Origin of the sequence: Nitratireductor sp. (assembly GCF_017794765.1) — a bacterium.
GTDB lineage: Bacteria > Pseudomonadota > Alphaproteobacteria > Rhizobiales > Rhizobiaceae > Nitratireductor.
Genome location: NZ_CP051236.1, coordinates 2,564,760 through 2,589,976, shown reverse-complemented (window position 1 = coordinate 2,589,976; position 25,217 = coordinate 2,564,760). Strand labels below are relative to the sequence as shown.

Sequence of the window (25,217 nt, the reverse complement as noted above, 5' to 3'; positions counted from 1 at the left end):
ATGGGAATGAAAGACTGGGCGCTGAAAGGCGAGCTGGTGCTGTCGTGCAATTGCACCGTGTTCTGTCCCTGCGTGCTCTCGCTGGGCAACCACCCTCCCACGGAAGGATACTGCCAGACCTGGGCCGGTTTTCGGATCGATCAGGGGCATTACGGCGAAACGGATCTCTCAGGCATCAATCTCGGTCTGGTGATGGAAATTCCCGGCTATATGAGCCGTGGCAACTGGACCGCCGGCATCTTTCTCGATGAGCGGGCCTCGATCTATGCCGAAAAGGCGATCGGCAGGATCTTTTCGGGCAAGGCGGGCGGAACGACCGGGCTTTTGTCCATTCTCGTCGGTCAGTTTCTGGGCATACAACGCGCGCCGGTTCACTATGAAACCGATGGGAAGACCCGAATTTTCCAGATTCCGAAGATCATCGACGGTGCGATCACGCCCATTGCCGGCAAGGATTCCGATGGCGATACCGTGATCACCAATTCACAATACTGGATCGCGCCGGAAATCACGGTCGCGCGGTCTGAGAAGAGCCGTATGCGTGCCTTTGGACGCAACTGGAATTTTGCCGGGCGTTCGGCGGAAATATGCCCGCTCGACTGGCGCGGACCTTAGGCACAGAGCATGAAGACCAAGAAAGTAACGGCCCCGCAAGCCAAGGCGTTTTCCGTTCACCTCCTGACGGCGTCAGGTTCATTTCTGGCATTCCTGTCGCTGGTGGCGGCCAGCGAGGAACGCTGGGTAGCCATGTTCTGGTGGCTCGGTTTCGCGCTGTTCGTGGACGGCATCGATGGCCCGATAGCACGCAAGCTCGATGTGAAGCAGGTTCTGCCCACATGGTCGGGTGATATGCTCGACAACATCATCGATTACGTCACCTATGTGCTCATTCCTGCCTTTGCGCTCTACCAGAGCGGCTTTATGGGCGAGGGACTATCCTTTTTGTCGGCGGCTATCATCGTTGTCACCAGTGCGATCTATTACGCCGACACAGGCATGAAAACGCGGGAAAACTTCTTCAAGGGTTTTCCCGTCGTCTGGAACATGGTCGTTTTTACCCTGTTTGTGGTCGAGCCAGGTGAGTATGTCGCATTCGCCGTGGTGCTGATCTCCGCCGTCACGACCTTCCTGCCGGTTTTCTTTCTTCATCCTGTTCGTGTGCAGCGGTTGCGCGCACTCAATCTTTCGGTTTTTTTCGCCTGGTGTGGTTTGGGCATTGTCGGACTGGTTCAGAATCTCGATGCGTATCCGCTGGTGCGGATTGGTATTGCCGCGACTGGCCTTTACCTCTTTGTCATCGGTGGGATCATGCAGGCTTGGCCGAATCTGGGCAAAGGGCGTAAAGGGTAATAGGGCGGTCGCATTTGAATCTCTTTCAAGCAACGCGGCTCTAATGCGCTGCAAAGTCGTCTGCCTATGATCGAGTTGGGAACAAATAAAAATGTCCGAAATGGGAGCCGGCGTGGATCATTCACACGAAGGCAAGGGCGGCGAGCTTCTCGAAGTTCGTGGGCTGACAAAGATATTCGGGGCGTTGAGAGCCTGCGATGCGATCGACCTTTCTATCGGCAGGGGTGAGATTCACGCGCTTCTCGGCGAGAATGGTGCCGGCAAGTCGACGCTGGTGAAAATGCTGTTCGGGGCGCTGGAACCGGCCGCGGGCGACATTCGCTGGAAGGGAAAGCCGGTTTCCATCCAGTCGCCGGGCGAGGCTCGTGGTCTCGGCATCGGCATGGTGTTCCAACATTTTTCGCTGTTTGAAGCGCTGACGGCTGCTGAAAACATCATGCTGTCGCTGGATGACAAGACGCCTATCCTGCAGGTGGCGGAACGGGCGCGCGAACTTTCCAAGGCCTATGGCCTCCCGCTCGATCCTTTTGCCCATGTGGGCGATCTTTCGGTCGGCGAGCGGCAGCGCATCGAGATTATCCGCTGCCTGCTGCAAAAGCCGGATCTCATCATCCTCGACGAACCCACTTCCGTTCTCACCCCGCAAGAAGCCGATCGGCTCTTTGAAACGCTGGAAACCCTGCGTGACGAGGGGAAGTCGATCCTCTACATTTCCCACCGGCTCGAAGAGGTGAAGCGGCTTTGCGATCGTGCGACCGTGCTGCGTCATGGCAAGGTGGTGTCCCATTGCGACCCGAGGCAGGAAACGGCCGCCTCACTCGCCAAAATGATGGTCGGGGACGATGTCGATACGGTCCGGCGAACCGGAAGCCTGGATCGTAAGGGTGAGGCACTTCTGGAAGTCAAGGCGCTTAATCGGCCGGCCGCTAATCCTTTCGCGATGCCCCTGCGAGGTATCAGTCTCGAAGTTCGTGCCGGCGCGGTCATGGGCATAGCGGGCGTTGCGGGCAACGGGCAGGGGGAATTGTTCGAGGCGCTGTCCGGTGAGGTGCTTCAGGACAAGGCCGATGCCATTCGCATCCGCGGTACGAATGCAGGGCGAACGGGTATTTCCGGTCGCCGCCTGCTTGGAGCGGCCTTTGTGCCGGAAGAGCGGCTGGGTCATGGCGCTGCGCCCCAGATGCGCCTATCCGAGAACCTTTTTCTGTCGCGCCATGTCACCGATAAGCGCGCGCTCGTCGGGATGTTCGGTACGGTGCGCGCGGGTGCTCTGGCGAAGGCTGCTTCCCGCATCGTCAAGGCCATGGATGTCCGCAAAAGCGGGGTGGATCCCGAGGCCTCGGCCCTTTCCGGTGGCAATCTGCAAAAGTTCATCATTGGCCGCGAACTTGATCGCCAGCCTGCAGTCATCGTCGTGAACCAGCCCACATGGGGCGTGGACGCCGGTGCAGCTGCGCGTATCCGGCAGGCGTTGATCGATCTTGCGCGCTCGGGTTCGGCGGTTCTGGTCATCTCTCAGGATCTCGATGAGTTGTTCGAAATCTGCGATACCGTAGCCGTCATGCATGATGGACGTCTATCGGCGCCGATGCCGATTGCCGAGGCAAGTTTTGAGAAGATCGGCCTCCTGATGGGCGGTGCGGAGCCCGAACGCTCAGGCCTGCCTGAAAACACGGAGACCGCATGATGCGCCTGGAACTCGTCAAGCGCCCGCAGCACTCCGTTCTGTTCAGCGCCATCTCGCCATTGATCGCGCTGGTGCTTACCATGATCGCCGGTGCGATCATGTTCTCCATACTGGGCAAAAGCCCGATCGATGCGCTGTATTATTATTTCATCGACCCACTGCGCGAGACATGGTCGCTGCATGAACTGGCGATCAAGGCCGCACCGCTGATCCTCATCGCCGTTGGGCTGTCGGTCTGTTTCCTGTCAAACAACTGGAACATCGGCGCCGAAGGGCAGTTCATCGCAGGCGCAATTGCCGGCAGCATCCTGCCCGTGGTGTTTCCAGATTTTCAGAACTGGCTCGTTCTGCCGCTGATGCTCGCCATGGGCCTGGCCGGTGGTGCTGCCTATGCAGCCGTTCCGGCTTTTCTGAAGGCCCGCTTCAACACCAATGAAATCTTGACCAGCCTTATGCTGGTTTATGTGGCCCAGCTCTTCCTGGACTGGATCGTGCGCGGTCCCTGGCGCGACCCCGGCGGCATGAACTTTCCCGAGACGCGAGACTTTCATGTTTTTGCCGTTCTGCCCGAACTGATGCCATCGGCGGGCAGGGCCAACTGGGGCATCGTCTTTGCCGTTCTGGCAGCCGTGATCCTGTGGTTCGTGCTGCGCAAGACCCGCAAGGGATTTGAGATCCGCGTTCTGGGCCAAAGTCCGAGGGCAGGGCGCTTTGCCGGCTTTAGCTCTTCGCGGATGGTCATGATGGCCTTTCTGATCTCCGGAGGCCTGGCCGGCCTTGCCGGTATCTCGGAGGTCGCAGGCGCCATCGGCCAGCTTCAGCCCTCCATTTCGCCGGGCTATGGTTTTACCGCGATCATTGTAGCGTTTCTCGGTCGACTAAACCCGCTGGGCATCGTGGCGGCCGGCTTCGTTTTGGCTCTTTCCTATCTCGGGGGCGAGGCCGCGCAGATCTCACTCGGTCTTTCAGACAAGGCGGCTCGAGCGTTCCAGGGCATGCTGCTCTTCTTCGTGCTTGGCTGCGACACTCTTATCCACTACAGAATCCGGCTCGCCGGGCGCGCGGTGCGGGGCGGGGAGGCCGCCAGAAATGCTTGAGTCCGTTCTGATCACCATCGCCACCGCAGCAACGCCGCTTCTGATCGCCGCCATCGGCGAACTGGTGGTGGAGCGCTCCGGTGTTCTCAATCTCGGCGTGGAAGGCATGATGGTGATGGGCGCCGTGACCGGCTTCGGCGTCGCCATTACCACGGGATCCCCCTGGCTCGGTGTCTTCGCGGCCATTCTGGTCGGTGCGGCCTTTGCGCTTCTCTTCGGGTTTCTGACGCTGTCGCTCGTTACGAATCAGGTGGCAACGGGTCTGGCGCTGACGCTGCTGGGGCTCGGTGTTTCGGGCATGATCGGCGAGGCCTTTATCGGGTTGCCGGGTGTCAAGATGGCCCCGCTGGTTATTCCCGTCCTGTCCGATCTGCCCGTGATCGGGCGTTTCCTTTTCGCTCAGGCTCCGCTTTTCTACATCTCGATCCTGCTCGTAATTGGCGTCAGCTATTTTCTTTTCAGCACACGTGCCGGCCTTACACTGCGGTCGGTGGGGGACAATCACGATTCCGCCCACGCGCTCGGCATCAGGGTGATTGCGGTGCGCTATGCGGCGGTTGTCTTCGGCGGAGCATGCGCCGGGCTCGCGGGCGCGTATCTCTCGCTGGTCTACACGCCGCAGTGGATCGAGAACATGACAGCCGGTCGCGGCTGGATTGCGCTGGCGCTGGTCGTCTTTGCATCGTGGCGCCCATGGCGTGTGCTGGCGGGAGCCTATCTCTTCGGCGCTGTCTCAATCGGCCAGCTGCATGCACAGGTGATCGGTGTTTCCGTGCCTTCACAGTTCCTGTCCGCGTTGCCCTATCTGGCGACTATCGCCGTTCTTGTACTAATCTCGCGAAACCGGCGACTGACAATGGTCAACACGCCCGCATGCCTCGGCCGGCCTTTTGTGCCTGCCAGATAAGCCCTGCACTCAGTCAACAGAGAGGACGTCAAAATGAAAAAACTCGTTCTGGCACTTGCCGCTACCACTGCGGCCATCGCCTTTGGCGCCGCGCCCGTCGCCGCGCAGGACAAGACCAAGGCCTGCTGGATCTATGTCGGCCCCATCGGCGATTTCGGCTATTCCTACCAGCACCATCAGGGCCTGCTTGATGTGGAGGAGCATTTCGGCGACAAGGTCGAGACAGCCTATCTTGAAAGCGTCCCGGAAGGCGCGGATGCCGAGCGCGCGCTCGAGCGTTTTGCCCGCTCGGGGTGCGATATCATTTTCGCAACGTCCTTTGGTTTCATGGATCCGGTACAGAAGGTTGCCGCCAAGTTCCCGGACATCAAGTTCGAGCATGCCACCGGCTTCAAGCGCGATCACCCAAATGTCGCCACCTTTAACTCGCGCTTCCACGAGGGGCGCTACGTTCAGGGCGTAATCGCTGCGAAAATGTCCGAGAAGGGCGTAGCCGGCTATATCGCCTCTTTCCCGATCCCCGAAGTGGTCATGGGCATCAATGCCTTCATGCTCGGTGCGCAGTCGGTCAATCCGGATTTTCAGGTGAAGATCGTCTGGGCCAACACCTGGTTTGATGCCGGCAAGGAAGCCGACGCCGCCAAGGCGCTGCTTGACCAGGGCGTCGACATCATCACCCAGCACACCGATTCCACCGCACCTCTTCAGGTGGCAGCAGAGCGCGGCATCAAAGGGTTTGGCCAGGCATCCGACATGATCAAGTTCGCGCCGGAAACGCAGCTCACCTCGATCGTGGATGACTGGGGCCCATACTATATCGAGCGCGTTCAGGCGGTCATGGACGGTACCTGGGAGCAGAACGATGTCTGGGGCGGGATGAAGGATGGCCACGTCGTCATGGCGCCGTACACGAACATGCCCGACGATGTTAAGGCGGCTGCCGAGGAAATCGAGGCAAAGATCAAGGATGAGGGCTTCAACCCCTTTACCGGTCCTGTCTACAAGCAGGATGGCACGCTCTGGCTTGAAGAAGGACAGGCGGCACCTGACGGAGAAGTCCTTAGCATGAATTTCTACATCAAGGGCATCGACGACAAGCTGCCGAACTGAGGCGGCTCACCGTTGTTTGAGCGAAAAGGCGGCTTCGGCCGCCTTTTTTGAATCTAACAGATCGAACGGGGCAATCTGCTGACAGTCTCCTGTCAGCAGCAGGGTGGTAAGGTCGGGCCACATACAAAGAGGGATATCCGATGTTGATTTTCTACCATGCACCCTGGTCGCGCTCTTCCAGTATTCTCTGGCTCCTTGAGGAGTTGCAGATCCCTTACGAACTGGAGATGATCGACATCCGTGCGCGCGGAGGTGTGCCCGAGAGCTACCGTTCCATTCAACCCAGCAAGAAGGTTCCCGCTATTGTTCATGACGGGCAGGTTGTGACCGAGCGCGCGGCCATAACCATTTACCTGGCCGACAGGTTTTCACAGGCCGGACTGGCGCCTGCGATGAACGATCCTGACCGTGCGGCCTATCTGACAGCGCTGGTATATTGTGATGCGGTCTTTGACCCGGCGATCTGCGCTCAAGTGCAGAAACTGAAATACGCGAGCAACGAATATCCGTTCGGCACTTTTGCCGATATGCTCGCCTATATCGAACGCCGGCTTGAGAACCAGCCTTTTGCCGCAGGAGAGCGTTTTACCGCCGCCGACACGCAGCTCGCATCCGGAATCAATTACACCATGAACATCCTGCGCGCCCTGCCTGAGAAGCCGGTTTTCAAGGATTATCTCGCACGCGTGGAAACACGACCTGCCTATCGCAAGGCACAGCAGTTGGATATGGAACTGGCTGCCAGCGTACCGTTCTTTTCCGGGCAGGGGAGCTGAGAGAAGAAAAAATGGGCCGTCAGGCCCATCTCTCACGTATTTACGGCGTCCTCAAGGAGCGTTTCAATGAAACGTGGAAGGGCAAAAGCCGCCCGATGATGCGCCGGTGTGTAATAACGGGTCTCGATCCCCGCCATCCGTTCCGTGAGCGTCGCCTCACTGACCGAAAGTGCTTTCGGATCGTCGCTCGACCAGCCCAACGTCATGTGCCCGCCGAAATAGGTGGGTACTGAAACGAGGTAACAGCTCGCTGTCTCGAATACCGAAGAAAGGCCCTTCATCGCCTTGGAAAACTCCTCAGGCTGAAGGAAGGGAACACCGTTCTGGGACACGACGATGCCTCCCGGGCGCAGGATGCGCTTCAGATTCCGGTAAAAATCGGTGGTGAACAACACCGCGCCCGGACCTGTGGGATCGGTGGAATCGACGAGTATTACGTCGAAACGCTTATCGGTTTCCGCCGCAAAAACCGCGCCGTCGGCAATCTCTACCTGGAAACGGGGATCTTCAAAGACTGGCGCATTGAAATCGGCGAAATGCTCACGCGAGAAATCGAGCACCGAGACATCGATTTCCACCTGGGTGAGGGTGCCGACGCGCTTGTGCTTCAGCACTTCTTCCGCCAAACCGCAGTCGCCGCCGCCGATGATGAGAACATCGGCGGGGTTTTCATGAGCAGCGAGCGGTACGTGCGCCAGCATCTCATGATAGATGAACTCGTCCCGGCTGGTGACCTGCACCGCGCCGTCGAGAACGAGAACTTTTCCGAAGACCGGGTTCTGGATCAGCGACAGCTGATGGTGTCCCGTTCCTTCCTCGTAAAGCACCTCGTCGACATCGAAAACCATACCGATGCCGTCATGGAGGGTTTCCGATATGGTTTTTCGATCGCTCACGCGTTTCGTCCCCGCAGCAGCTCGTTCACATCCATACGGCCAGGAGCGAATGCTTTCTTCAGCACGTCAATACACCGTTCCGGTTGCGCGTCACCGCACATGAAAATGTCCAGTGCTGCATATTGCCTCTCCGGCCAGGAATGAATCGAAATATGACTTTCGGCCAGCACAGCAACGCCGCTTATCCCGCCATTCGGCTCGAACGGGTGCAAGTGGATATGCAAAAGAGTCGCGCCGGCTGCGTTCACGCAGTCGATCAGCGTCTTCTTGATGAACGGCAGATCGTCCAGGCGTTCGGCCTCGAACAGATCCACGATAAAATGAGAGCCGGCGCAAAGAACGCCGTCCTTCTCGATAAAGTGATCCTTGTCGTCGCAAACCGCAGATGCGGCCTGCGCGGTGGTGCTTTCTTCCTTTTGGGCGGTGTTCAGTACAACTGAATCCATCCCCAATTGGAAAAGGGCGTCTTGAGACATGGCGTCCTCTCCAACCAGCAGATGCTCAACCTGATCATTCAGGAATGTGGCCCGTATATATGCAACGAAACTGGGGACGCAAGCACAATCACGCGCGACATTCAGAAGGCATATTCATTCCCGTGGCGGTTTGCGGAGCGTTCCAGTCTCAAAATACTTTCATATGATATACGATGGATTTTATAATATTGCCGGTTCTGTATCAATATATAAGAGGTCAAAATTTCACAAATCTCACAGTTTTAGTAAATCTAATGTCATGTATATTGACCATGTAACGCATTTCGAAAATCAATATACATTGTATAGTTTCATGAATGATATTTTATCCGATTGGTTATGCGCGAATAGTTTAGATGCGGCCGTTCTTCGACGCAATCTGGTGGATCGCCCGCTTCCGATTTTTTTGATCGGGGTGGGGGCGGAAGCCGGAGAAAAACATCTCGACGTGCCCGGAGAGGTGGCCTGGGAGATGGCGGCGCGGGCGCTTGCGGCAGGGGTCCCCGAATTATCCAGGTTGATTCGAACTGTCGAAACGCGTGTGCCGAAGAGTTTTGAGGTTCAGGAGGGTGGGGGAGGCCGTGCTTTCACCTATGACCGGGGGCGAAAGAGCTTACCCCTCGTGAATTGTCCCTACCGGGGGACTGCTTCGGATATTCTCACCGTCACGCACGAATTCTCTCATGCCCTGCAAATTGTCGCTTCGGGCAGCACCACGATGCCGCCAATGGCTCGCGAACTGTGCGCTTTTGTGGGGGAGCGACTGCTCCTGGGGTGGATTCGCGAACATCAGCCCTCATTATCGCCACTGATGGAAACTGCATGGATGGCCGACAATTCCGGCTATCTCGGAAAAAATCTCCTCTCGCTCGTCGGGGCACTGGAGTGCGGAGGGGAAGCTTACGACTACGCCTGGAATTACCCGATAGCCCGGCTTCTGGCGCAGGCGGTTGTGCAGGAGTGGACCGGTAGCGAGATCGCTTCGCTCTTCAAAAGCGGTGCGCAGGCACCTTCACTCCTAACCGACATTCTTGATCGTCCGAGCATTCTTCCGCAGCGATACGTTCTGCCAGCGCTTGGCGATACAGACGGAAGTGTCGCCAGTCTCTACCGCCAGATCGGCGGGCTTCTGTTGCTGGACCTGCAGGATCCGGAGGCAGGCGCCTTCGATGAAGCCATCGGTGTGAGATATGCGCGCCTTCTCGAGTGTATGCAGGGACGCAGGGTCTTTCTGGCACTCGATCGTCAACAGGTGCCGCTCGGATATGTCCTCTGGCAGCGTGGCGAAGAGGGCGAACCTTTTCGGTTCGAGCGCCGGATCGCAACGACCCAAAGGCTTGCAGACCTTCTCACTTCCTTTGAAAGCCATTGCCCGCAGGTGGCGGCTGAATTCCGTCGTCCAAAATCTGGGCACGTTACAGGAGGGCCTGTGTGATGTCGCCGATTGATCTATATTCGGGTGTCGGGTACGCGTTGGAACTCCTGGCGCGCTCCGAAAACCACCGGGATTTCCCGGTAAAGCGCTATCTTGAAGTGGAGATCCTGCCGCCGCTGCATCTCGGTCAGGCACGATTTTATCTCACCCCGGACGGCCTGCCCACCGGTCTTGCCAGTTGGGCGTTTATCGACCTGGATACGGAGCAAAGCATCCTTGAAACAGGGCGCGCACTGGCTTTCCATGAGTGGCGATGCGGTGACCGTCTGTTCTTTAACGATTTTCTTGCCCCCTATGGCACGGCTCGGGAAATCATCTCCGATCTGAGAAGGAATATTTTTCCCGGCCGCCGCGCGACCAGTGTGCGCAGACACGCCGATGGTGCGCTTCGCAGCGTCAAACACTGGAAGAGCACTGCCTAAATCGAACATGCGAGCCGAGAGCCGTTCGGGCGGCTTCGGCTTCGAAGGAATGCCCCCGATGCTTTCCATGTCGGGTGCATGCCGGCGAACATTATTCGCCGGTCAAACCGCCGGTTATCCGGCTTCATACTCAAAAGTACATTTGAAATAGGGATATTGGAAATGTTTGAAGATTTTCAGATTGATAACCCTGGTATTGACGCACCGGTCAGCTTCGGCGGCGGCGGTGAGGAAGCCGATAGTCTGGGCCACACTGTCGGTGCGGCTGTCGGTTCTCTCGTCGGCGGCGCCATTGGTGGGTATTTCGGAAGCGTGCCGGGCGCCGAGCTCGGTGGCACGGTTGGAAACACCGTTGGTGGCCTCATCGGCGGTGCCATCGAAAGCGCGGTGGCCTGATCCCAGGCCATTTCTGAAAATGTAAGTCAGAGCCGAATTGCCGGCACTGAAAAGGTCGGGGCCGTGGAAGAACCACGGTCCCGGCTGCGGATGCCCCGCTCGACAGGTTCCACTATGACGATACGATTGCCGCCGAACGAACAGGGTGTACCCCTGTCGTGGTTCCTAACGACGCTGCGCAAGCATATTCCGTTGTATGCAGAGCTCACGTTCCTGGCCGTCTGTGTGCGGCTGATCGGGCTTTTGGAACCCTTCGTGTTCCAGGTGGTGATTGATCGGGTGTTGCCGTTCCAGCGTGAAGCATCCCTGATCGTCATCATCATTGTCATGGTTGGCGCCAACGCGTTCCAGGTCTGCTTCAATCTGCTTGCAGCTTTTTTGGGCGTTTCAGTTGCAAACCGTCTGACCCTGGAACTGGGAACGCGGTTGTTTGATCATCTCTTCCGGCTGCCACTGCGGCATTTTCGGAAATGGCCGGTGGGAGAAACTCTGTCGCGGATCGGAGAGACGGACACAATCCGGGCATTTCTGGTTGGTCTGACAACCGGCGCTTCACTGGATCTGTTCTTCACTTTTCTCTACGTCGCGGTCCTGCTCTCGATCTCCGGAAAGCTGACTCTCGTCGTGGCCGTGGCTCTCCCACTTCAGGCGGCTTTGTATCTGTGCTTTGGCCCTGTGCTCCGAAAACGCCTGCGTGTGCAGTTCGATACGGGCGCTCGCCATCAGGCTCGGCTGGTTGAGAACCTCACCGGGATGACAGCGGTGAAGGCCCTGACTGCGGAGACCGCGATGTTGGGGCGTCTGCGTCAAACGCTATCCAGAACACTGCAGGCGGCGCGCGGGGTCTACACGATGAATGCCGTCAGCGGCCAACTGGCCATGATATGTGAAAAAGGCGTTTTCATCGGGGTAATCTATGTCGGGGCGCAGCAGGTGTTCGCCGGCGAACTGACACTGGGACAACTCATCGCATTCCAGCTCATTGCAGAAAAGGTCGCCGCGCCGATCGCGGGCTTCTCAAAACTGTGGCAGGACTGGCAAAATCTTCGTGTCTCGCGTCAGCGATTGGGCGACATCCTGAGCAGTGAGCGTGAGCCATTCGGTGAGAAAAAACGGCTCCCGAACGGGCTCGAACCCCGGCTGGAGTTCCGCTCCGTCTCCTTCTCCTATGCCATCGATCAGCAGCCGGTCCTGGACAGTGTCGACCTTGTTGTGGAGCCACACACATGCACCCTTGTGGTCGGGCCATCAGGGGTAGGGAAATCGACATTCGGGCGCCTGGCAGCCGGTCTGGAGAAGCCGCAGGCCGGAGCGATCTGTTTTGGGGGCGAGGATCTCGGCGACTTCGAACCGGAGAGCGTTCGCTCCCGGATCGTTTATGTTCCTCAGGAACCCTATCTCTTTTCGGGGACGCTCCGCGAAAATCTGCAGCTGCGATGCGCAAACGCCACCGACGCGACGCTGCGGGATGCGCTGGCGGTCGCGGCCGCCGATGATTTTGTTGACCGATTGCCGCTCGGGCTCGATACGCCAGTGGGAGAGCAGGGGAATGCCTTGTCTGGCGGGCAGAAGCAACGCGTCGCCATCGCTCGCGCCGTACTTCAAGGTCCTTCCGTTCTCGTACTCGACGAACCGACCAGCGCGCTCGATGAAGCAACACAACATCGAATGGTCAGTGCGTTGATGCAGCTCCGCGAAAAGATGACGGTCATCGTGATTACCCACCGTCCGGATGTTTTTGCGCACCGTGATCGGATCATCGACTTTGCTGCGGGAACCAATCATGCGTGTGTTTGACAAATCGGGCGCCGCCTCACCGACACTGCATCTTACCGTGTTCATCAGTACGGCCGTCTTCATCATCGGTCTCATCGCCGCCTGTTTGCTGCGTGTCGAGGTGACCGCCCGTGGGTCTGTCCGGCTCGTTCCGCTTGACAGGGTCCAGGTGGTGCAAGCCGAATATCCCGGCTCGGTTACGGGGATCCTCGTGCGCGATGGTGTCAGTGTGAAGCAGGGTGAACTGTTGCTCACGCTTGACGCCACCTCAGATGAAGCGCAACTCGCGACACTGCTTGAAGAGGCGACCCGGCTGAAACGCGAGAAAGTCCGGCTCGCCATTTTTCTGTCGGAACTGGTTGAAATGCGCGATGGGAAAACCACGGGAGAACCTGACGGGCATGTCCTTCCGCCTTTGGCTGAAGACGACAGTGACGAGGCCATGCAGACGCGCCTTCTTGATGCCGAGCTCAGGGACTTTGCCGATGGGCTGGCGGCGGCCGATGCTCGCCTGGATGTCAATCAAAAGGCCCTGGACGTGCTCCTGGGCAGGATTGCCCAGGCAGACACTGCACTCGCCGTGCAGGAGGAGCGGCTTCAGGCCGCTGAGAAACTCATGAAACGCGGCATTTCTTCACGCGAGGCCTATTTGAAGGTTCGTTCAGCCTATGATGATCTTCGCAGCGAAAGAGACGTCGTCGAGCGGCAGATTGCGAAAACGAAAGCGGAGGCATCTGTCTTGAAAGCTGAGCGGGCAGGGCTCTTCAGCGCGAACTACAACAGAGTTATGCAGAAGCGGGACAAGACTGATGCGCGTTTGGCCGCGTTGAGCCAGGAGCGCAGGACTCTGGAGGAGCGGGTCGCGGCAGCGCAACTGCGCGCTCCCCTATCGGGAACGGTCGAGCAGCTCGCCATAACGACCGTTGGAGGTGTTGTTCAGGCCGGACAGGATTTGCTGCGGGTGGTGCCGAAGGACAGCCCGCTCGAATTTGAAGCCCTTTTTTCGAATGAAGACAGCGGCTTCCTTGAGACGGGGCAAAAGGCACGCATCCGTCTTGATGCTTACCCCGCCGAACGATTTGGTGCGATGATGGCTACGATCACCGACATTGCGAGCGATTCGATTGAAGTTGGAGGCGGTGCCCGCTGGGGGTTCGTCGTGCGCATGAGACCCGACGGTGATGCGCTGCAAACCCCGACAGGCAGTCTTGCCCTGCGACCGGGAATGACCGGCAGCGTCGATGCGATCACCGGGGAACGCCGTTTGATCAGCTATTTTCTGGCGCCAATCACGGCTCAGTTCAGCCAAAGTCTGGGAGAGCGCTGACCGGACCTCTCAAATCACTCTCCCGACACTTGGGCGGATGGTTTCGCAGACAGGCTTGTTGTATTGCTTGGCCCGGGCTGTGAGATGTTTGGGGGAACAATGCCGGACGGTACGATTTTTTTGGAAAGCACGGATTTGCGTGTGCGGGTGTCACCACGCTTTGGTGTGCTTCTGGACGGATATCATCGTAATGGACAGCCGTTCATGCGGCCGTTTGCGGGCGAGAAGGATGCGTTCGGACCGACGGATACGGCATGTTTCCCGATGGTGCCTTTTTCCAACCGGGTTGGCGGGAATACATTCGACTATGAAGGTCAAACCTATACGTTCGAACCCAATGACGTACCCCCATTCTACATCCACGGCGAGGGCTGGAAGAGCGACTGGAGCGTGATGGAGCGGACTGCTTGTTCCGTTGCACTTGAGATGCATCATGAGGGGAGTTCATGCTCTCCTTACACCTATAGGGCGGCGCAGCGGTTTACGCTTGACCGTAATTGTCTGACGATGTGGATCGAGGTGGAGAACAGGGGCGGGGGCGCCATGCCGTTCGGCCTTGGCCTGCATCCATATTTTCCCCGAACGCCCCGGATGACCCTGCAGGCGCACGCGCTGTCCTGGTGGACGGAAGATGATTACCACGTTCCGGACGAGAACCTGCCGCTGCCCGAAACAGTAGATTTTTCAGAGCCGCGGCTCCTGCCTGATCATGGGCTCAACAACTGTTTTGAAGGATGGGACTGCCGGGCCAGGCTGAACTGGCCCGAGCTCGGGCTTGGGGCGACCATCGATGCAGACCCGATCTTCTCACGATATATGCTCTTTTCACCGCCGCCTGATTTCGAGTTTGTCTGTTTTGAGCCGATGTCTCATACGGCAAACGGTTTTCATCACGCCGATCTCGGTGGCCTTCGTCGTCTTGCTCAAGGCGAGACGTTGGCGGGCAGCATGCGCCTGACGGTGGAAGAAATTGCGTAGGTAAATCTGATCACATTTCCGGAAGGCCCGTTTCGGGAGCCGCGATGCGCAGCTGTGAGCAGGGCGCTTGATTGCGGCCTAATTTCGCAAGCCAACACGTTGGTTTCATTCGCATGTCGTGCTTCAACCTTGAACCTACCCCGATCCGTCAAGAGATCGCATAAGATAGATTATGGAACTTAATATGCATGGCTTCAGCCGTCCGACTGCTCGTTTATTGCGCGATATCGGCTTTCTCCACGCCTGCGGCGTTGAAAAGCGCGGCCGGCTCTGCGGAAAATACCGCGTCGTGAGCTCCTGCCGCCGCCCACACCACATCGAACGCCAGAAGGCTCTCGTCCCCAAAGCGCGCAACCTCATCGGGCTGCCCGAGTGGTGACACGCCTCCGATCGCGAAACCTGTTACATCTCGAATATGCCGCGGATCCGCGCGCCTCAAGGTTTCACCGACCAGCGCCGCTGCCTTGGCGGTGTTCAACTGACGGCTGCCCGAAACCAGGAACAGATAAAGCTTCTGGCTCTGTTCGCCCTGAAAAATCAGGGATTTCACGATCTGCGCGACGCTGCAGCCACATTGGCTTGCGGCTTCTTCGGCGGTTCGCGTGGATTCGCCCATCCGTTTGATTTCGATTGTCAGCCCGGCAGATTCTGCCGCTTGCTGCACGCGTTTGATGCTCTTGCTCATTCCATGTCCTCCTCAATGGGCAATTCGAGCACCATGCCGTCAAAAGCCGGTTCCACATGGTCCGGCGTCTCCCGCAACACGGTCTCATAGTCGAGCGGTATATGCATATGTGTCAGCACCGCGCGTCTTGGTGCGAGACGCTCAATCCAGTCCAGCGCTTCATCAAGCGAAAAATGGCTCGGGTGCGGACGATACTGCAGTGCATCGATGATCAATGTGTCGGCGCCTGAAATCAGCGCCGGAGTGTCGTCTGGAAACGCGCTGACGTCAGGACAATAGGCGAAGCCGCCAACGCGATATCCAAGTGAAAGAATATCGCCATGTATCTGAGGCAGCGGAATAAATGAGATTTTACCGCCAGCGCCCTGAATGGAGAATTCCGCCTCATGACTGATGGGACATGCCTTCAGGATCGGCGGATAATTGCTGCCCGGCGGCGTTTCGAAGCAATAGCCAAAGGCTTCGTTCAGACGCTCCAGTGTCGGCTTGTCCGCATAGACATCCATCAGATGGCGTTGGTTGAGGACATAACCGCGAAGATCGTCGATACCGTGTATGTGATCTGCGTGAGGATGGGTGTAGACGGCCGCATCCAGCCTGTCGACGCCGGCAGAAATCATCTGCTCCCGGAAATCCGGTCCCGTGTCGATCACAACACGCGTGGTGCCGCCGTTCTTGGAGATGCGTTCGACCATTGCAGCGCAGCGGCGGCGCCGGTTTCTTGGATTGTCAGGATTACAGGCGCCCCAGTCTCCGGTGATCCGTGGCGTTCCCGGCGACGAACCGCATCCCAGAATGGTCAGGCGCAAAACATCGTTCACCGCAAGGCGTCCCGTGGCACTTTCGTGAACAGCCGGAAAAAGTTCTCCGTTGTCAGGCGAGCCGTTTCTTCGTCGGAAAGACCGATGGTTTCGGCCAGGACATGCGCCGTATGCGCAACAAAAGCTGGCTCATTGCGCTTGCCGCGTCTGGGTACGGGCGCAAGATACGGCGCATCGGTCTCGACTAGCAGCCGGTCGCGCGGCACAGTTTTGGCTATGTCGCGCAATTCCTGCGAATTGCGGAACGTCAGAATACCCGAGAACGAGATATAGCCACCCAGCTCGACGCCTGCTTTGGCAAGGGAAGCGCCGGAAGAAAAACAGTGCAGAATGAAGGGAAAGGCCCCCTTCCCTGTTTCGTCCTTGAGAATGGCGATCATGTCGTCATCGGCATTGCGCGCATGAATGACGAGCGGCAAACCTGTCTGGCGAGCCGCCTCGATATGCGTGCGAAAGCCCTGAGCCTGGGCGTCGCGCGGAGCCTTGTCATAGAAATAGTCGAGTCCGGCTTCACCTATGGCGACCACCTTGCGATGGCCGGCAAGCTGAACAAGTTCGTCGGCTGTCACGTCCAGCTCCTCATCCGCATTGTGCGGATGAGTGCCAACGGAACAAAAGACGTTCTCATGCGCCTCGGCTATCGCCCGAATGCGGTCAAACTGACGCACGCGGGTCGATATCGTCACCATGAGGCCGACGCCGGCTTCACCAGCACGCTCGATGAAACCCGCCCGATCCTCCTCGAAATCGGGAAAATCCAGATGGCAATGGCTGTCGACCAGCATCTATATCAGGCCCCCTCACCGTCCGCCTTGGGTTCGACATAGCGTGGGAAGACCGGCTGCGGAGCCGGTAGGGCGGTGCCGGACACCAGGGCGTTTGCCTCTCCAAGATGGGCAAACGAACGCGCGTCTTTGTCGACGGCCAGAAGGTCGAGCAGCTTCTCGGCCGAACCCGGTATGAAGGGCTGGCAGAGGATGGCCACACGACGCACCAGCTCGGCGGTCGTATAAAGGACGGACTGCATACGCGCAGGGTCCGTTTTCTTTAGCGCCCAGGGTTCCTGCCCTGCGAAATAGCGATTTGCCTCGGCCACCACGTTGAAAATCGCAGCGAGCGCCTGATGCAGAGCCTGGGTCTCCATGGCCGTGCGCGCCGTTTCGAGCGCCTCGCCAGCGCGCTTCAGAATGGTCAGGTCCTCCTCGCCAGGCGTGCCCTTCTCGGGCACAGCACCGCCGCAATTCTTGGCAATCATCGAAAGCGAGCGCTGGGCAAGATTGCCCAGATCATTCGCCAGATCAGCGTTGGTGCGGTTGACGATGGCATCATGGCTGTAGCTGCCATCCTGGCCAAACGGCACTTCGCGCAGGAAGAAATACCGCACCGCATCGAGCCCGTAATGCTCGATCAGTGCGAAGGGATCGACCACGTTGCCGACTGATTTGGACATTTTCTCCCCGCGGTTGAACAGGAAGCCATGAGCGTAGACGCGTTTGGGCAGCTCTATGCCCGCTGACATCAGGAATGCCGGCCAGTAGACGGCATGAAATCGCACGATATCCTTCCCGATCACGTGCACATTCGCCGGCCAAAAGGACCAGCGCTCGGCATTCGTGTCGGGATAGCCTGTAGCGGTGATGTAGTTGGTGAGCGCGTCGACCCACACATACATCACATGCTTTTCGTCGCCAGGCACGGGAACGCCCCAGTTGAATGTCGAGCGCGATATCGAGAGATCTTTCAGGCCCGAGCGCACGAAGCTCATCACTTCGTTGCGGCGTTCGGCCGGACCGATAAATTCTGGATTGGCCTCGTAATGGGCGAGCAGCTTGTCCTGATAGGCGGAAAGACGGAAAAAATAGGTTTCCTCCTCGTTCCATTCCACGGGGGAACCCAGAGGTTCTCGGCGTACGCCATCCTCGCCGACCGTCGTTTCGCTTTCGTCGAAATAGGCTTCCTGCCGTACGGAGTACCAGCCAGAATAGCGATCCAGATAGATGTCGCCATTGTCGGCCATCTTTTTCCAGATCGCCTGGCAGGCGCGATGGTGCCGTTCCTCGGTGGTGCGGATGAACTGGTCATTGGAGCCGCCCAGCGCGGCAATCATGTCCCGGAAAACGGCTGTGTTGCGGTCGGCGAGCGCCTGGGGTGTGATGCCCTCCTTGTCCGCGGTCTGCTGCATCTTCAGCCCGTGCTCGTCGGTGCCGGTCAGGAAGAACACATCCTTGCCATCAAGCCGCTGGAAACGCGCCATCGCATCTGTCGCGATCACCGTATAGGCATGCCCGATATGGGGTTTGCCGTTGGGATAGAAAATGGGCGTGGTGATGTAAAACTTATCGCGAGCCATTGGGAAGAACGTCCAGAAAACAAATTGCTAGATGACGCCCAGATAGCGCATCACGCATGCTCATGCCAGCCCAACGGACGTCTTCATGCGTTGAATGCGGCATTAAGCTTCGCGGCAATGCCGGAGGCATGCTGCTTGCGGTCGAGATTGAATGTTTCCGCATCGCGGATTGCCGTGTTTATCTCGTCCCAGAGGTCGGCTGCCGCCGCAGCGCCCCGCGTGTCCCCGGCTTCGGCTCGCGCTGTAGCGAACTGATTGATCATGTCGAGCACCGTTCGGTTGAAGATCGAGAATTGAACGTCCCGCTCGCGTCCGCTGACGGCTTCGCCGAGACGCAGCGCTTCGGCGGCGTCGAAATTGCGTCCCGAGACCAGTTTGTGCAGAACATCGGCAATTTCGGCGCCGCCGAACTGCGAAAGAAGAATCGCGTTGCGCACACTGCCTTGCGCTCGTGCAGCGATCTCCTCATCGCTGCCGCCATCGGCGGTGCCCAACGAGCGCAACAGTCCTGCAAGATCCGCTGCCGCAAGCGGTTGAAGGCGTACGATCTGGCAGCGCGAGCGGATTGTGGGAAGGAGCCGCCCAGCCGAATGGGTGATCAAAATGAAGACCGTTCGCGGAGGCGGTTCCTCAAGGCTCTTCAGAAGTGCGTTGGCAGCACTGATGTTGAGGTCGTCTGCCGGATCGACGATCACGACCCGGTACCCGCCATCATGCGGCGTCAGGGACAAAAACCGCTGGATGCGGCGGATTTCATCCACTGTGATGACGGTCTTGAACTTCTTGTCCCGTTCCACGAAAGGCCGCGTCAGATGCAGCAGCGAGGGATGTGCATCCTGCGCGATCAGTCGGAAAGCCTGCGATTTGGGATCGGGCACAGACAGGTGCTCTGGTGCATCTTCCGCTCGTGGATAGGCAAAAAGATGATTGGCAAGATGAAAGGCGAGTGTTGCCTTCCCTATGCCGGGAGGACCGGCAAAAAGAAGCCCGTGATGCAGTTTACCCGCCCGGTAGGCGCCGGCCAGCATGTCGGCCACCCGTTGATGACCGACCAGCAGCGGATTTTCCGAGGGCTCTGGGATTTCCGGCAATGTATCGAAGCGTTCCGGCGCGGTGCGTTCAAACATCAGGCCTCGCTCCTTGCACCGCGCATCTGGGACTTGGCCATGGCCTGTTGAACGGCCCGCTGAACGGCAGTGGTGACCCTGTCGGCGGGCATCGCTGCGTCGATCACCACACAGCGCTCCGGTTCCGCCTTGGCGATTTCGAGAAACGCTTTTCTTCGGCGGCGGTGCGTGGCGAGCGCTTCCTTCTCGAAGCGATCCGGCGCTTCGGTTCCACGTCTTGCATTGGCCCGCCGCAGCCCCTCCTCAGGGTCGATGTCGAGGATGAGCGTCAGATCCGGCACCATGTCATTGACCGTGACACGCTCAAGACTTTGCATGAAATCGCGATCGAGATTGCCTGTTACGCCCTGGTAGACTCGCGAGGAATCCAAAAAACGGTCGCACAGAACGATAGTTCCCCGTTCGATCGCCGGGCGGATGACCTGCTCTACATGGTCGGAACGTGCTGCCGCGAAAAGAATGGCCTCCATCGCCGGCCCAAACGGCTCAGCCGCCCCCGACAGGAGAACATGCCGAACCGCTTCTGCCCCCGAAGAGCCGCCGGGCTCACGCGTGATCATGACATCGTGCCCCTGCTCTCGCAGACTGGCCGCAAGCTGCGTGATCTGAGTCGATTTTCCAGCCCCCTCGCCCCCCTCGAATGTAATGAAGAATCCGCGAGACAAGAGATGTTGTTCCTCTTCCAAATTGCGCGCGGCGTCATTGCCGACCGAAACCTACTTAGGCCTTCGTCTGGTGAAGGTCCATGCTGATATGCGTTGTGTAAACGGCTGTTTGAACCGAGCCCCTGTCAGGAGCGGTATTTGCGTAGCCAGCCGATCAACAATTCACCCACAGCGTCAAGCGCCCGGTCTGGAAGCCCTCCTTTTCCGACACGTTCTGCCGCATAGAGAGGCGTCTCCTGGCTCAGCGTATCGCCGATCCAGACCTTGAGCGTACCAACCCGGTCGCCCTCTTCCACGGGAGCCGGGATCGGGCCCTGATAAACGATGCGCGCACGCAAGCGGTCTGCATTGGTGATGGGGCGAAAAATGGCGATCGGCCCCTCGGCTCGCACGGCCAGCTCGGGCTTGTCACCTCCGAAAACCGAAACCCGGCCAATTGTTTCGCCGGCTTTGAAAAGCTCGATCTTTTCAAAGGCACGAATGCCCCAATCCAGCAGCTTGCGGGCTTCCTCCGCCCGTTCGCTTTCGCTTGAAAGTCCGCTCATGGCGGCAAACAAGCGGCGCCCGTTCCGGTTCACCGCACCAACGATTGCATAGCCGGACGCTTCCGTGAACCCGGTCTTGAGACCTTCGGCCCCGATATCCATGCGCAGAAGCGGATTGCGGTTGCGTTGCAGAATCTTGTTCCAGGTGAAGGATTCCTGAGAATAGTATTTGTAGAACTCCGGATACTCCCGCTGCAGATGCATCGCCAGCGTAACCAGGTCCCGCATCGTGACATACTGCCCTTCGGCGGGCAGGCCCGTCGCATTCACAAAGACCGAGTCTCTCAAGCCGATCTTTCTCGCCCGCTCGGTCATCAACTGGGCGAAGTTCTCTTCCGAACCGGCCATTCCCTCGGCGATGATGATGCAACCGTCGTTGGCAGACTGGACAATCACGCCCTGGATCAACGCTTCGAGCGGCACGGAGGACTTGATTTCAGCGAACATGGTGGAGGTGCCGGACACCGCTCCGCCGGTCCGCCAGGCATGCTCACTGACATAAAATTCGTCGCTCAGCGAAAGCCGCCCGCTCTTGATGGCGTTGAAGACGACTTCCATCGTCATCAGTTTAGCTAGTGAGGCAGGCGGTATGCGCTCGTCGGGATTCTTCGAGAAAAGCACCGTTCCGGTCTCTGCCTCGACCAGATAAGCCTGTGCTGCACGGGTTTCGAAAAGCTGGGCCATAACTGCCTGGCTTCCCAGCAGCAGAAGGCAGCAGGCAAAAACAAGTGTTCTTTTATACGCGGCAAACAAGACAACGCCCCCTAGCGCAGGAATAGCTCCTGAAACTAGCGGTATGAGAGCCTTAAAATCAACCGCCGGCGGCGGTCTGTATCGTGGCTATCGCACGATGAATGCGTCATCCGCGCCGCTCGCCCAGGCTGCCTGCAGAAGCGTGTCCACAAGCGACTGCCCACTGGGGGTGACTTTCAACGCGTAATGCACTTCATCTGCTTCATCGTATACGGTTTCAATCTGCGTCTTGCCGTAGGCTGCCAGTTCCCGTGCCCGCAGCTCGGCTTCTGCCCGCTCCCTCCAGACACCCACGCTCACAAACGTGCCGGCATCCTTGGGAAGCTCGGATTGAAGCGTTACGTTTTTCTGCCGCCACCAGCGTGTGACGTCTTGTGAACGCAGCGCATTGTCTTTCAGGACGCTGTCAAAGGCGCCTGCTGCAGCGCTGACACGCTGGTCTGCATAGGAAAGTGCCGCCACATCCTGCGGAACCGCCTCGAGCGGCGCCGTGCGCGGACGATCCGGCACGATCGGCCCCGAACTAGGCAATTCAAACGCTGATGATGCCGCAATCGGTGTGGGTGGTGTCAGGCCGGGCTGGCTGGCAAAGGCATCGGCGGCCCTCACGCCTGGAAGTGTCGCTGTCGGTGTGGGACCATTCATGGCCACCATCACACCGGTGGCCAGACCATCGGAAGGATCGGGCGCGACGCCGCCTGGCCTGTAGGATGCCATCAGATATTCGTCGTCACGGCCTTCCAGCGGAGCGGGACCCACATACTCGACCTTAACCTGAGCCACGCCGGCGCTCTGGTAATCGAGAAGTTGTGCGGCACGTTTAGACAGATCGATGATCCGGTTGTGCGCGAAAGGCCCGCGGTCGTTCACTCGCACGAGAACCGAACTGCCGTTGTTCATATTGGTTACGCGCGCATAGCTGGGCAGCGGCATCGTTGGATGCGCGGCTGTCAGATGCGTCATGTCATAGATTTCGCCATTGGCTGTCAGCCGGCCATGAAACGCGTCACCATACCAGGAAGCTGCACCGACCTTCTCATAGTCGGGATCTTCCTTGGGATGGTACCACTTTCCCTTGATTTGGTAGGGCTTTCCGACCTGATATCGCCCCCCGCCCCGGCGCAGATTGGAGGATTTTGTGGAAATACGCGGACTGGCTTTCACGCCATATTCGGATTCTGCGAAGTATTCTTTGGATTTGCTTTTGCTGACCGCAACCTTCGGCGTTGTGGAGTTGCATGCGGAAAGCAACACTGCACAAGCAGCCATGGCAATGCCGGATGATAAGCGTCGGCTTGATATGCGGCGCGCGGCAATCGGAAAACTCATGCGCCCGCATCTCCCCCAGGCATCGAAATCTCGTTCATGGTCGCGAGATATCCCCACTCATCAAAAATAACCGGAATCACGGCGTTCCAGTCTTCAACAGTACAGGATGCCCTCCGCACCCTGACCCGAAATACCTTAGCAAGCTGTTAATCATTTGTGGCAGCAAAGGGGCAATTCGTCAAAATTGCGGTCTGTGGCGACATTTCATGGATGAGGTTTACGGTAGCGACAGACACGACACCTGGCGAGCCCGCCCACGAGGGGCGTTGCCTGCCGAAAGGCTCTGCGAGCGAGCCAGTCGAACAGGCATCAGATTCAATTAATCAAGCAATATCAAAAGCTTCATTTCGCTTTCTAACGGATGAACTGATCGACGAAATCGCTTCCCAATCCTACCTTTTCATAGTGTTTACGACACATTTCGATCTTCGTGAAAACGTCCTCGAACCCCTCATGTCTGCCCCAGGGATCGACGTAATACATCACCCCGTTCACCTGAAAGAGCGTGATCATCTCTTCGACGTCCTCGGGCACAACGAGCGTATGGGTTTCGCCCGGCGGCTCATAGACATAGCCTCCCTCTTCGGCCACCCAGTCATGCTCGAGATAGTGCCATCGTCCCTTGATCACATAGCCGTGCACAGGGTTGGGATGGCGGTGGCGGGCCAGAACACCCGCCTTGCGCACCTTCAGAAGGTTCACCCAGTAACCCTGCGAAGCATTGAGGCAAAGCGGCCGAAACCATACCTGCTCGGCCTGCGGAACCCACACCCGGTCGTCTTCCGGAATGACGCTGGGAACCACGATGTCACTACCCGCCTCCGGTGGCATGGGCAGTTGATATGGCATTCTCTTTTCGTCTTCGCTCTGAGCCATTTCTGTCACTACCTCGCTTACATGACGCCAAACGTTTCGAACGCCTCGACGGCGGGCATGCCTTCGCGGATCGCGTTCCCGACCCGGTTTTCCGTCTCGGCCTTTTCGAGCGAGCGGCGCACCACCTCGTCCTCGGCATCGCGCGGGATGATGAGGACACCCTCGCGGTCGCCGAAGACAAGCGCGCCGGGCTCCACCCTGATGCCCTCGATCTGAACCGGCGAACGGAAATCGATGACCTTGCCGCGCGGACCCTGATCCTGCGCATAAACGCCACGGCAAAACGTCGGGAAGCCGAGCGCTTCGATGCCGTCGGCATCACGCACGTAACCGTCGAGCACGGCGCCGGCCGCTTTCAGGAAGCCGGCCCTTGTCGCCATGAGCTCGCCCCAAAGCGCGTAACGCAGTGATGCACCAGTGGCGACATAGACCTCTCCCTGCTTGAGATCGTCCAGTGCCTCAAGCATGAGTCCAAAGGGCTTGTGAGCGAGCGGACCGCGTGCCTCGTCTCCCCCTTTTCCGAACACGTCGGCTTCGAGAACCGGCATGGCGCGACCGACCATGACCATTTTCTGCTTCAGCGGTGCGATGCCAGCCGGAAGGAACTGGTTTTGCAGGCCCATCTCATCGAGAATGTCGCCGAGCACAGCGGTAAAAAGCCGCTCGCGCATCAGCGCGAACATTTCCGTGTCGTTGGCGTAGGTTTTGTTCATCAGGGGATCCTTCTTCAAGAGGCCGAATAGCCACCATCGACAGGCAGGATGACGCCGGTGACGAAGGCAGCTTCGGGAGATGCGAGAAAACGGGCGGGGCCAGCCAGATCATCCGGCCTGCCCCAGCGTTTCATGGGTGTGCGCGACAGAATCTGTTCGCTGCGTGCTGCGTCTTCAGTCAGCGCCCGCGTCAGGTCGGTGGCGATCCAGCCTGGGGCGATTGCGTTGACGCGGATGCCGTCGGCTGCCCAGGCAATGGCCAGCGACTTGGTGAGCTGCGCCACACCACCCTTGGACGCGGCGTAGGCCGGTGAGGTGGCGCTGCCAAAATAGGTGAGCATGGATGCGGTGTTGATGATGCAGCCACCGGCGGCCTTGAGCGCTTTATGGGCAGCCTCGCAACAGCGCTGCGTGCCGTTGAGGTTGATGTCCAGCACATCTGCGAAATCCTTTTGGCGGAACTCCGCTCCGTTGCGCCGGATGATCCCGGCGCAATTGATCAGTACATCAAGGCGCCCGAAGCCGGAGAAGAATGCGGCAACTGCGTCGGCATCCCGCACATCGAGCACTGCCCGCTCGACATTCTCCGGCAGGCTGGCGAATACGCCGTCTTCGTGGCCCGTGGCAACAACACGTGTGCCCTCCTCGCCTGAGAATCCTGCGGCGATGGCGCAGCCGATGCCACTTGATCCACCGACCACGACAACAGTTCTCGTCATG

General features: G+C 58.6%; 26 protein-coding genes. 13 read left to right on the top strand and 13 right to left on the bottom strand.

All coding sequences use genetic code 11. The annotated features are described in order from the left end of the window. The 7 genes from HF949_RS12265 (at position 1) to HF949_RS12235 (ending at position 6,927) form a co-directional block, all read left to right on the top strand. Positions 1-615 carry a DUF1326 domain-containing protein gene (locus HF949_RS12265; protein ID WP_292895668.1) on the top strand — a complete coding sequence of 205 codons (615 nt, stop codon included), beginning with the start codon at positions 1-3 and terminating at the stop codon, positions 613-615. A 9-nt stretch (positions 616-624) separates the two neighbouring features. Beyond that, positions 625-1,350 carry a phosphatidylcholine synthase gene (gene pcsA / locus HF949_RS12260; RefSeq protein WP_292895666.1) on the top strand — a complete coding sequence of 242 codons (726 nt, stop codon included), beginning with the start codon at positions 625-627 and terminating at the stop codon, positions 1,348-1,350. Between the two features lie 100 nt (positions 1,351-1,450). Further along, positions 1,451-3,037 (top strand): ABC transporter ATP-binding protein, encoded by a 1,587-nt coding sequence (locus tag HF949_RS12255; RefSeq protein ID WP_441338406.1) that lies wholly within the window; start codon positions 1,451-1,453, stop codon positions 3,035-3,037. After that, on the top strand, positions 3,037-4,134 hold the full coding sequence (locus HF949_RS12250; RefSeq protein WP_292900156.1) for an ABC transporter permease: 1,098 nt from the start codon (positions 3,037-3,039) through the stop codon (positions 4,132-4,134). The genes HF949_RS12255 and HF949_RS12250 overlap by 1 nt, the downstream gene beginning before the upstream one ends. Continuing rightward, entirely contained in the window at positions 4,127-5,041 is a 915-nt protein-coding gene (locus tag HF949_RS12245; RefSeq protein WP_292895662.1) for an ABC transporter permease, read from the top strand. The genes HF949_RS12250 and HF949_RS12245 overlap by 8 nt, the downstream gene beginning before the upstream one ends. A 33-nt stretch (positions 5,042-5,074) precedes the next feature. Continuing rightward, on the top strand, positions 5,075-6,151 hold the full coding sequence (locus HF949_RS12240; protein ID WP_292895660.1) for a BMP family ABC transporter substrate-binding protein: 1,077 nt from the start codon (positions 5,075-5,077) through the stop codon (positions 6,149-6,151). Between the two features lie 140 nt (positions 6,152-6,291). Further along, positions 6,292-6,927 carry a glutathione S-transferase family protein gene (locus HF949_RS12235; protein WP_292895658.1) on the top strand — a complete coding sequence of 212 codons (636 nt, stop codon included), beginning with the start codon at positions 6,292-6,294 and terminating at the stop codon, positions 6,925-6,927. 32 nt (positions 6,928-6,959) lie between these two features. Here HF949_RS12235 and speE read toward each other — a convergent pair whose 3' ends face one another. Both speE and speD read right to left on the bottom strand, forming a co-directional pair. Then, positions 6,960-7,823 (bottom strand): polyamine aminopropyltransferase, encoded by an 864-nt coding sequence (gene speE, locus HF949_RS12230; RefSeq protein WP_292895656.1) that lies wholly within the window; start codon positions 7,821-7,823, stop codon positions 6,960-6,962. Continuing rightward, complete coding sequence (gene speD, locus HF949_RS12225) at positions 7,820-8,299, bottom strand: adenosylmethionine decarboxylase (RefSeq protein ID WP_292895655.1); 480 nt, start codon at positions 8,297-8,299, stop codon at positions 7,820-7,822. Before speD ends, speE begins: the two co-directional genes overlap by 4 nt. Positions 8,300-8,462: 163 nt before the next feature. Between speD and HF949_RS12220 the strand changes: the two genes are divergently transcribed. The 6 genes from HF949_RS12220 to HF949_RS12195 all read left to right on the top strand — a co-directional run bounded on the left by HF949_RS12220 (position 8,463) and on the right by HF949_RS12195 (position 14,633). Continuing rightward, positions 8,463-9,734: a hypothetical protein gene (locus HF949_RS12220; RefSeq protein WP_292895654.1), complete on the top strand. Its 1,272-nt coding sequence runs from the start codon at positions 8,463-8,465 to the stop codon at positions 9,732-9,734. Beyond that, complete coding sequence (locus HF949_RS12215; RefSeq protein WP_292895653.1) at positions 9,734-10,156, top strand: toxin-activating lysine-acyltransferase; 423 nt, start codon at positions 9,734-9,736, stop codon at positions 10,154-10,156. Before HF949_RS12220 ends, HF949_RS12215 begins: the two co-directional genes overlap by 1 nt. Before the next feature lie 162 nt (positions 10,157-10,318). Next, entirely contained in the window at positions 10,319-10,552 is a 234-nt protein-coding gene (locus HF949_RS12210; RefSeq protein WP_292895651.1) for a hypothetical protein, read from the top strand. 114 nt (positions 10,553-10,666) lie between these two features. Next, entirely contained in the window at positions 10,667-12,349 is a 1,683-nt protein-coding gene (locus HF949_RS12205) for a peptidase domain-containing ABC transporter (RefSeq protein ID WP_292895649.1), read from the top strand. Further along, complete coding sequence (locus tag HF949_RS12200; protein ID WP_292895647.1) at positions 12,336-13,655, top strand: HlyD family type I secretion periplasmic adaptor subunit; 1,320 nt, start codon at positions 12,336-12,338, stop codon at positions 13,653-13,655. The genes HF949_RS12205 and HF949_RS12200 overlap by 14 nt, the downstream gene beginning before the upstream one ends. Positions 13,656-13,718: 63 nt before the next feature. Further along, positions 13,719-14,633, top strand: coding sequence for an aldose 1-epimerase (locus HF949_RS12195; protein WP_292895645.1), 915 nt, complete (start codon positions 13,719-13,721; stop codon positions 14,631-14,633). Positions 14,634-14,847: 214 nt separating this feature from the next. Here HF949_RS12195 and HF949_RS12190 read toward each other — a convergent pair whose 3' ends face one another. From HF949_RS12190 to HF949_RS12140, 11 genes are all read right to left on the bottom strand, one after another. After that, entirely contained in the window at positions 14,848-15,318 is a 471-nt protein-coding gene (locus tag HF949_RS12190) for a YbaK/EbsC family protein (RefSeq protein ID WP_292895643.1), read from the bottom strand. Continuing rightward, positions 15,315-16,139, bottom strand: coding sequence for an MBL fold metallo-hydrolase (locus HF949_RS12185; RefSeq protein WP_292895641.1), 825 nt, complete (start codon positions 16,137-16,139; stop codon positions 15,315-15,317). The genes HF949_RS12190 and HF949_RS12185 overlap by 4 nt, the downstream gene beginning before the upstream one ends. Next, the gene (locus tag HF949_RS12180; RefSeq protein ID WP_292895639.1) at positions 16,136-16,924 is read right to left on the bottom strand and encodes a TatD family hydrolase; all 789 of its coding nucleotides are present in this window, start codon (positions 16,922-16,924) and stop codon (positions 16,136-16,138) included. Before HF949_RS12180 ends, HF949_RS12185 begins: the two co-directional genes overlap by 4 nt. Positions 16,925-16,929: 5 nt before the next feature. Next, positions 16,930-18,489: a methionine--tRNA ligase gene (gene metG, locus HF949_RS12175; protein WP_292895637.1), complete on the bottom strand. Its 1,560-nt coding sequence runs from the start codon at positions 18,487-18,489 to the stop codon at positions 16,930-16,932. 83 nt (positions 18,490-18,572) lie between these two features. Further along, on the bottom strand, positions 18,573-19,616 hold the full coding sequence (locus tag HF949_RS12170) for a DNA polymerase III subunit delta' (RefSeq protein WP_292895635.1): 1,044 nt from the start codon (positions 19,614-19,616) through the stop codon (positions 18,573-18,575). Then, positions 19,616-20,281 (bottom strand): dTMP kinase, encoded by a 666-nt coding sequence (gene tmk, locus HF949_RS12165; protein WP_292895633.1) that lies wholly within the window; start codon positions 20,279-20,281, stop codon positions 19,616-19,618. Before tmk ends, HF949_RS12170 begins: the two co-directional genes overlap by 1 nt. Before the next feature lie 125 nt (positions 20,282-20,406). Then, positions 20,407-21,510, bottom strand: a complete 1,104-nt coding sequence (locus tag HF949_RS12160; protein ID WP_292895631.1) for a D-alanyl-D-alanine carboxypeptidase family protein — start codon at positions 21,508-21,510, stop codon at positions 20,407-20,409. Between the two features lie 156 nt (positions 21,511-21,666). After that, a complete protein-coding gene (locus tag HF949_RS12155; RefSeq protein ID WP_292895629.1) occupies positions 21,667-22,908 on the bottom strand; it encodes a septal ring lytic transglycosylase RlpA family protein in 1,242 nt (413 codons plus the stop codon). Positions 22,909-23,262: 354 nt separating this feature from the next. Next, positions 23,263-23,757 (bottom strand): 2,4'-dihydroxyacetophenone dioxygenase family protein, encoded by a 495-nt coding sequence (locus HF949_RS12150; RefSeq protein ID WP_292895627.1) that lies wholly within the window; start codon positions 23,755-23,757, stop codon positions 23,263-23,265. A 44-nt stretch (positions 23,758-23,801) separates the two neighbouring features. Next, positions 23,802-24,497 (bottom strand): RraA family protein, encoded by a 696-nt coding sequence (locus tag HF949_RS12145; protein ID WP_292895625.1) that lies wholly within the window; start codon positions 24,495-24,497, stop codon positions 23,802-23,804. Between the two features lie 14 nt (positions 24,498-24,511). Beyond that, positions 24,512-25,216 (bottom strand): SDR family NAD(P)-dependent oxidoreductase, encoded by a 705-nt coding sequence (locus tag HF949_RS12140; protein ID WP_292895623.1) that lies wholly within the window; start codon positions 25,214-25,216, stop codon positions 24,512-24,514. Position 25,217 lies beyond the last annotated feature (1 nt).

Bases quoted from the DNA above. Each gene is read 5' to 3' on its own strand.
- HF949_RS12265 (WP_292895668.1), top strand. From the start codon at position 1: ATGGGAATGAAAGACTGGGCGCTGAAAGGCGAGCTGGTGCTGTCGTGC.
- pcsA (WP_292895666.1), top strand. From the start codon at position 625: ATGAAGACCAAGAAAGTAACGGCCCCGCAAGCCAAGGCGTTTTCCGTT.
- HF949_RS12255 (WP_441338406.1), top strand. From the start codon at position 1,451: ATGGGAGCCGGCGTGGATCATTCACACGAAGGCAAGGGCGGCGAGCTT.
- HF949_RS12250 (WP_292900156.1), top strand. From the start codon at position 3,037: ATGCGCCTGGAACTCGTCAAGCGCCCGCAGCACTCCGTTCTGTTCAGC.
- HF949_RS12245 (WP_292895662.1), top strand. From the start codon at position 4,127: ATGCTTGAGTCCGTTCTGATCACCATCGCCACCGCAGCAACGCCGCTT.
- HF949_RS12240 (WP_292895660.1), top strand. From the start codon at position 5,075: ATGAAAAAACTCGTTCTGGCACTTGCCGCTACCACTGCGGCCATCGCC.
- HF949_RS12235 (WP_292895658.1), top strand. From the start codon at position 6,292: ATGTTGATTTTCTACCATGCACCCTGGTCGCGCTCTTCCAGTATTCTC.
- speD (WP_292895655.1), bottom strand. From the start codon at position 8,299: ATGTCTCAAGACGCCCTTTTCCAATTGGGGATGGATTCAGTTGTACTG.
- HF949_RS12220 (WP_292895654.1), top strand. From the start codon at position 8,463: ATGATATACGATGGATTTTATAATATTGCCGGTTCTGTATCAATATAT.
- HF949_RS12215 (WP_292895653.1), top strand. From the start codon at position 9,734: ATGTCGCCGATTGATCTATATTCGGGTGTCGGGTACGCGTTGGAACTC.
- HF949_RS12210 (WP_292895651.1), top strand. From the start codon at position 10,319: ATGTTTGAAGATTTTCAGATTGATAACCCTGGTATTGACGCACCGGTC.
- HF949_RS12205 (WP_292895649.1), top strand. From the start codon at position 10,667: ATGACGATACGATTGCCGCCGAACGAACAGGGTGTACCCCTGTCGTGG.
- HF949_RS12200 (WP_292895647.1), top strand. From the start codon at position 12,336: ATGCGTGTGTTTGACAAATCGGGCGCCGCCTCACCGACACTGCATCTT.
- HF949_RS12190 (WP_292895643.1), bottom strand. From the start codon at position 15,318: ATGAGCAAGAGCATCAAACGCGTGCAGCAAGCGGCAGAATCTGCCGGG.
- HF949_RS12180 (WP_292895639.1), bottom strand. From the start codon at position 16,924: ATGCTGGTCGACAGCCATTGCCATCTGGATTTTCCCGATTTCGAGGAG.
- metG (WP_292895637.1), bottom strand. From the start codon at position 18,489: ATGGCTCGCGATAAGTTTTACATCACCACGCCCATTTTCTATCCCAAC.
- HF949_RS12170 (WP_292895635.1), bottom strand. From the start codon at position 19,616: ATGTTTGAACGCACCGCGCCGGAACGCTTCGATACATTGCCGGAAATC.
- HF949_RS12160 (WP_292895631.1), bottom strand. From the start codon at position 21,510: ATGGCCCAGCTTTTCGAAACCCGTGCAGCACAGGCTTATCTGGTCGAG.
- HF949_RS12155 (WP_292895629.1), bottom strand. From the start codon at position 22,908: ATGAGTTTTCCGATTGCCGCGCGCCGCATATCAAGCCGACGCTTATCA.
- HF949_RS12150 (WP_292895627.1), bottom strand. From the start codon at position 23,757: ATGCCATATCAACTGCCCATGCCACCGGAGGCGGGTAGTGACATCGTG.
- HF949_RS12145 (WP_292895625.1), bottom strand. From the start codon at position 24,497: ATGAACAAAACCTACGCCAACGACACGGAAATGTTCGCGCTGATGCGC.
- HF949_RS12140 (WP_292895623.1), bottom strand. From the start codon at position 25,216: ATGACGAGAACTGTTGTCGTGGTCGGTGGATCAAGTGGCATCGGCTGC.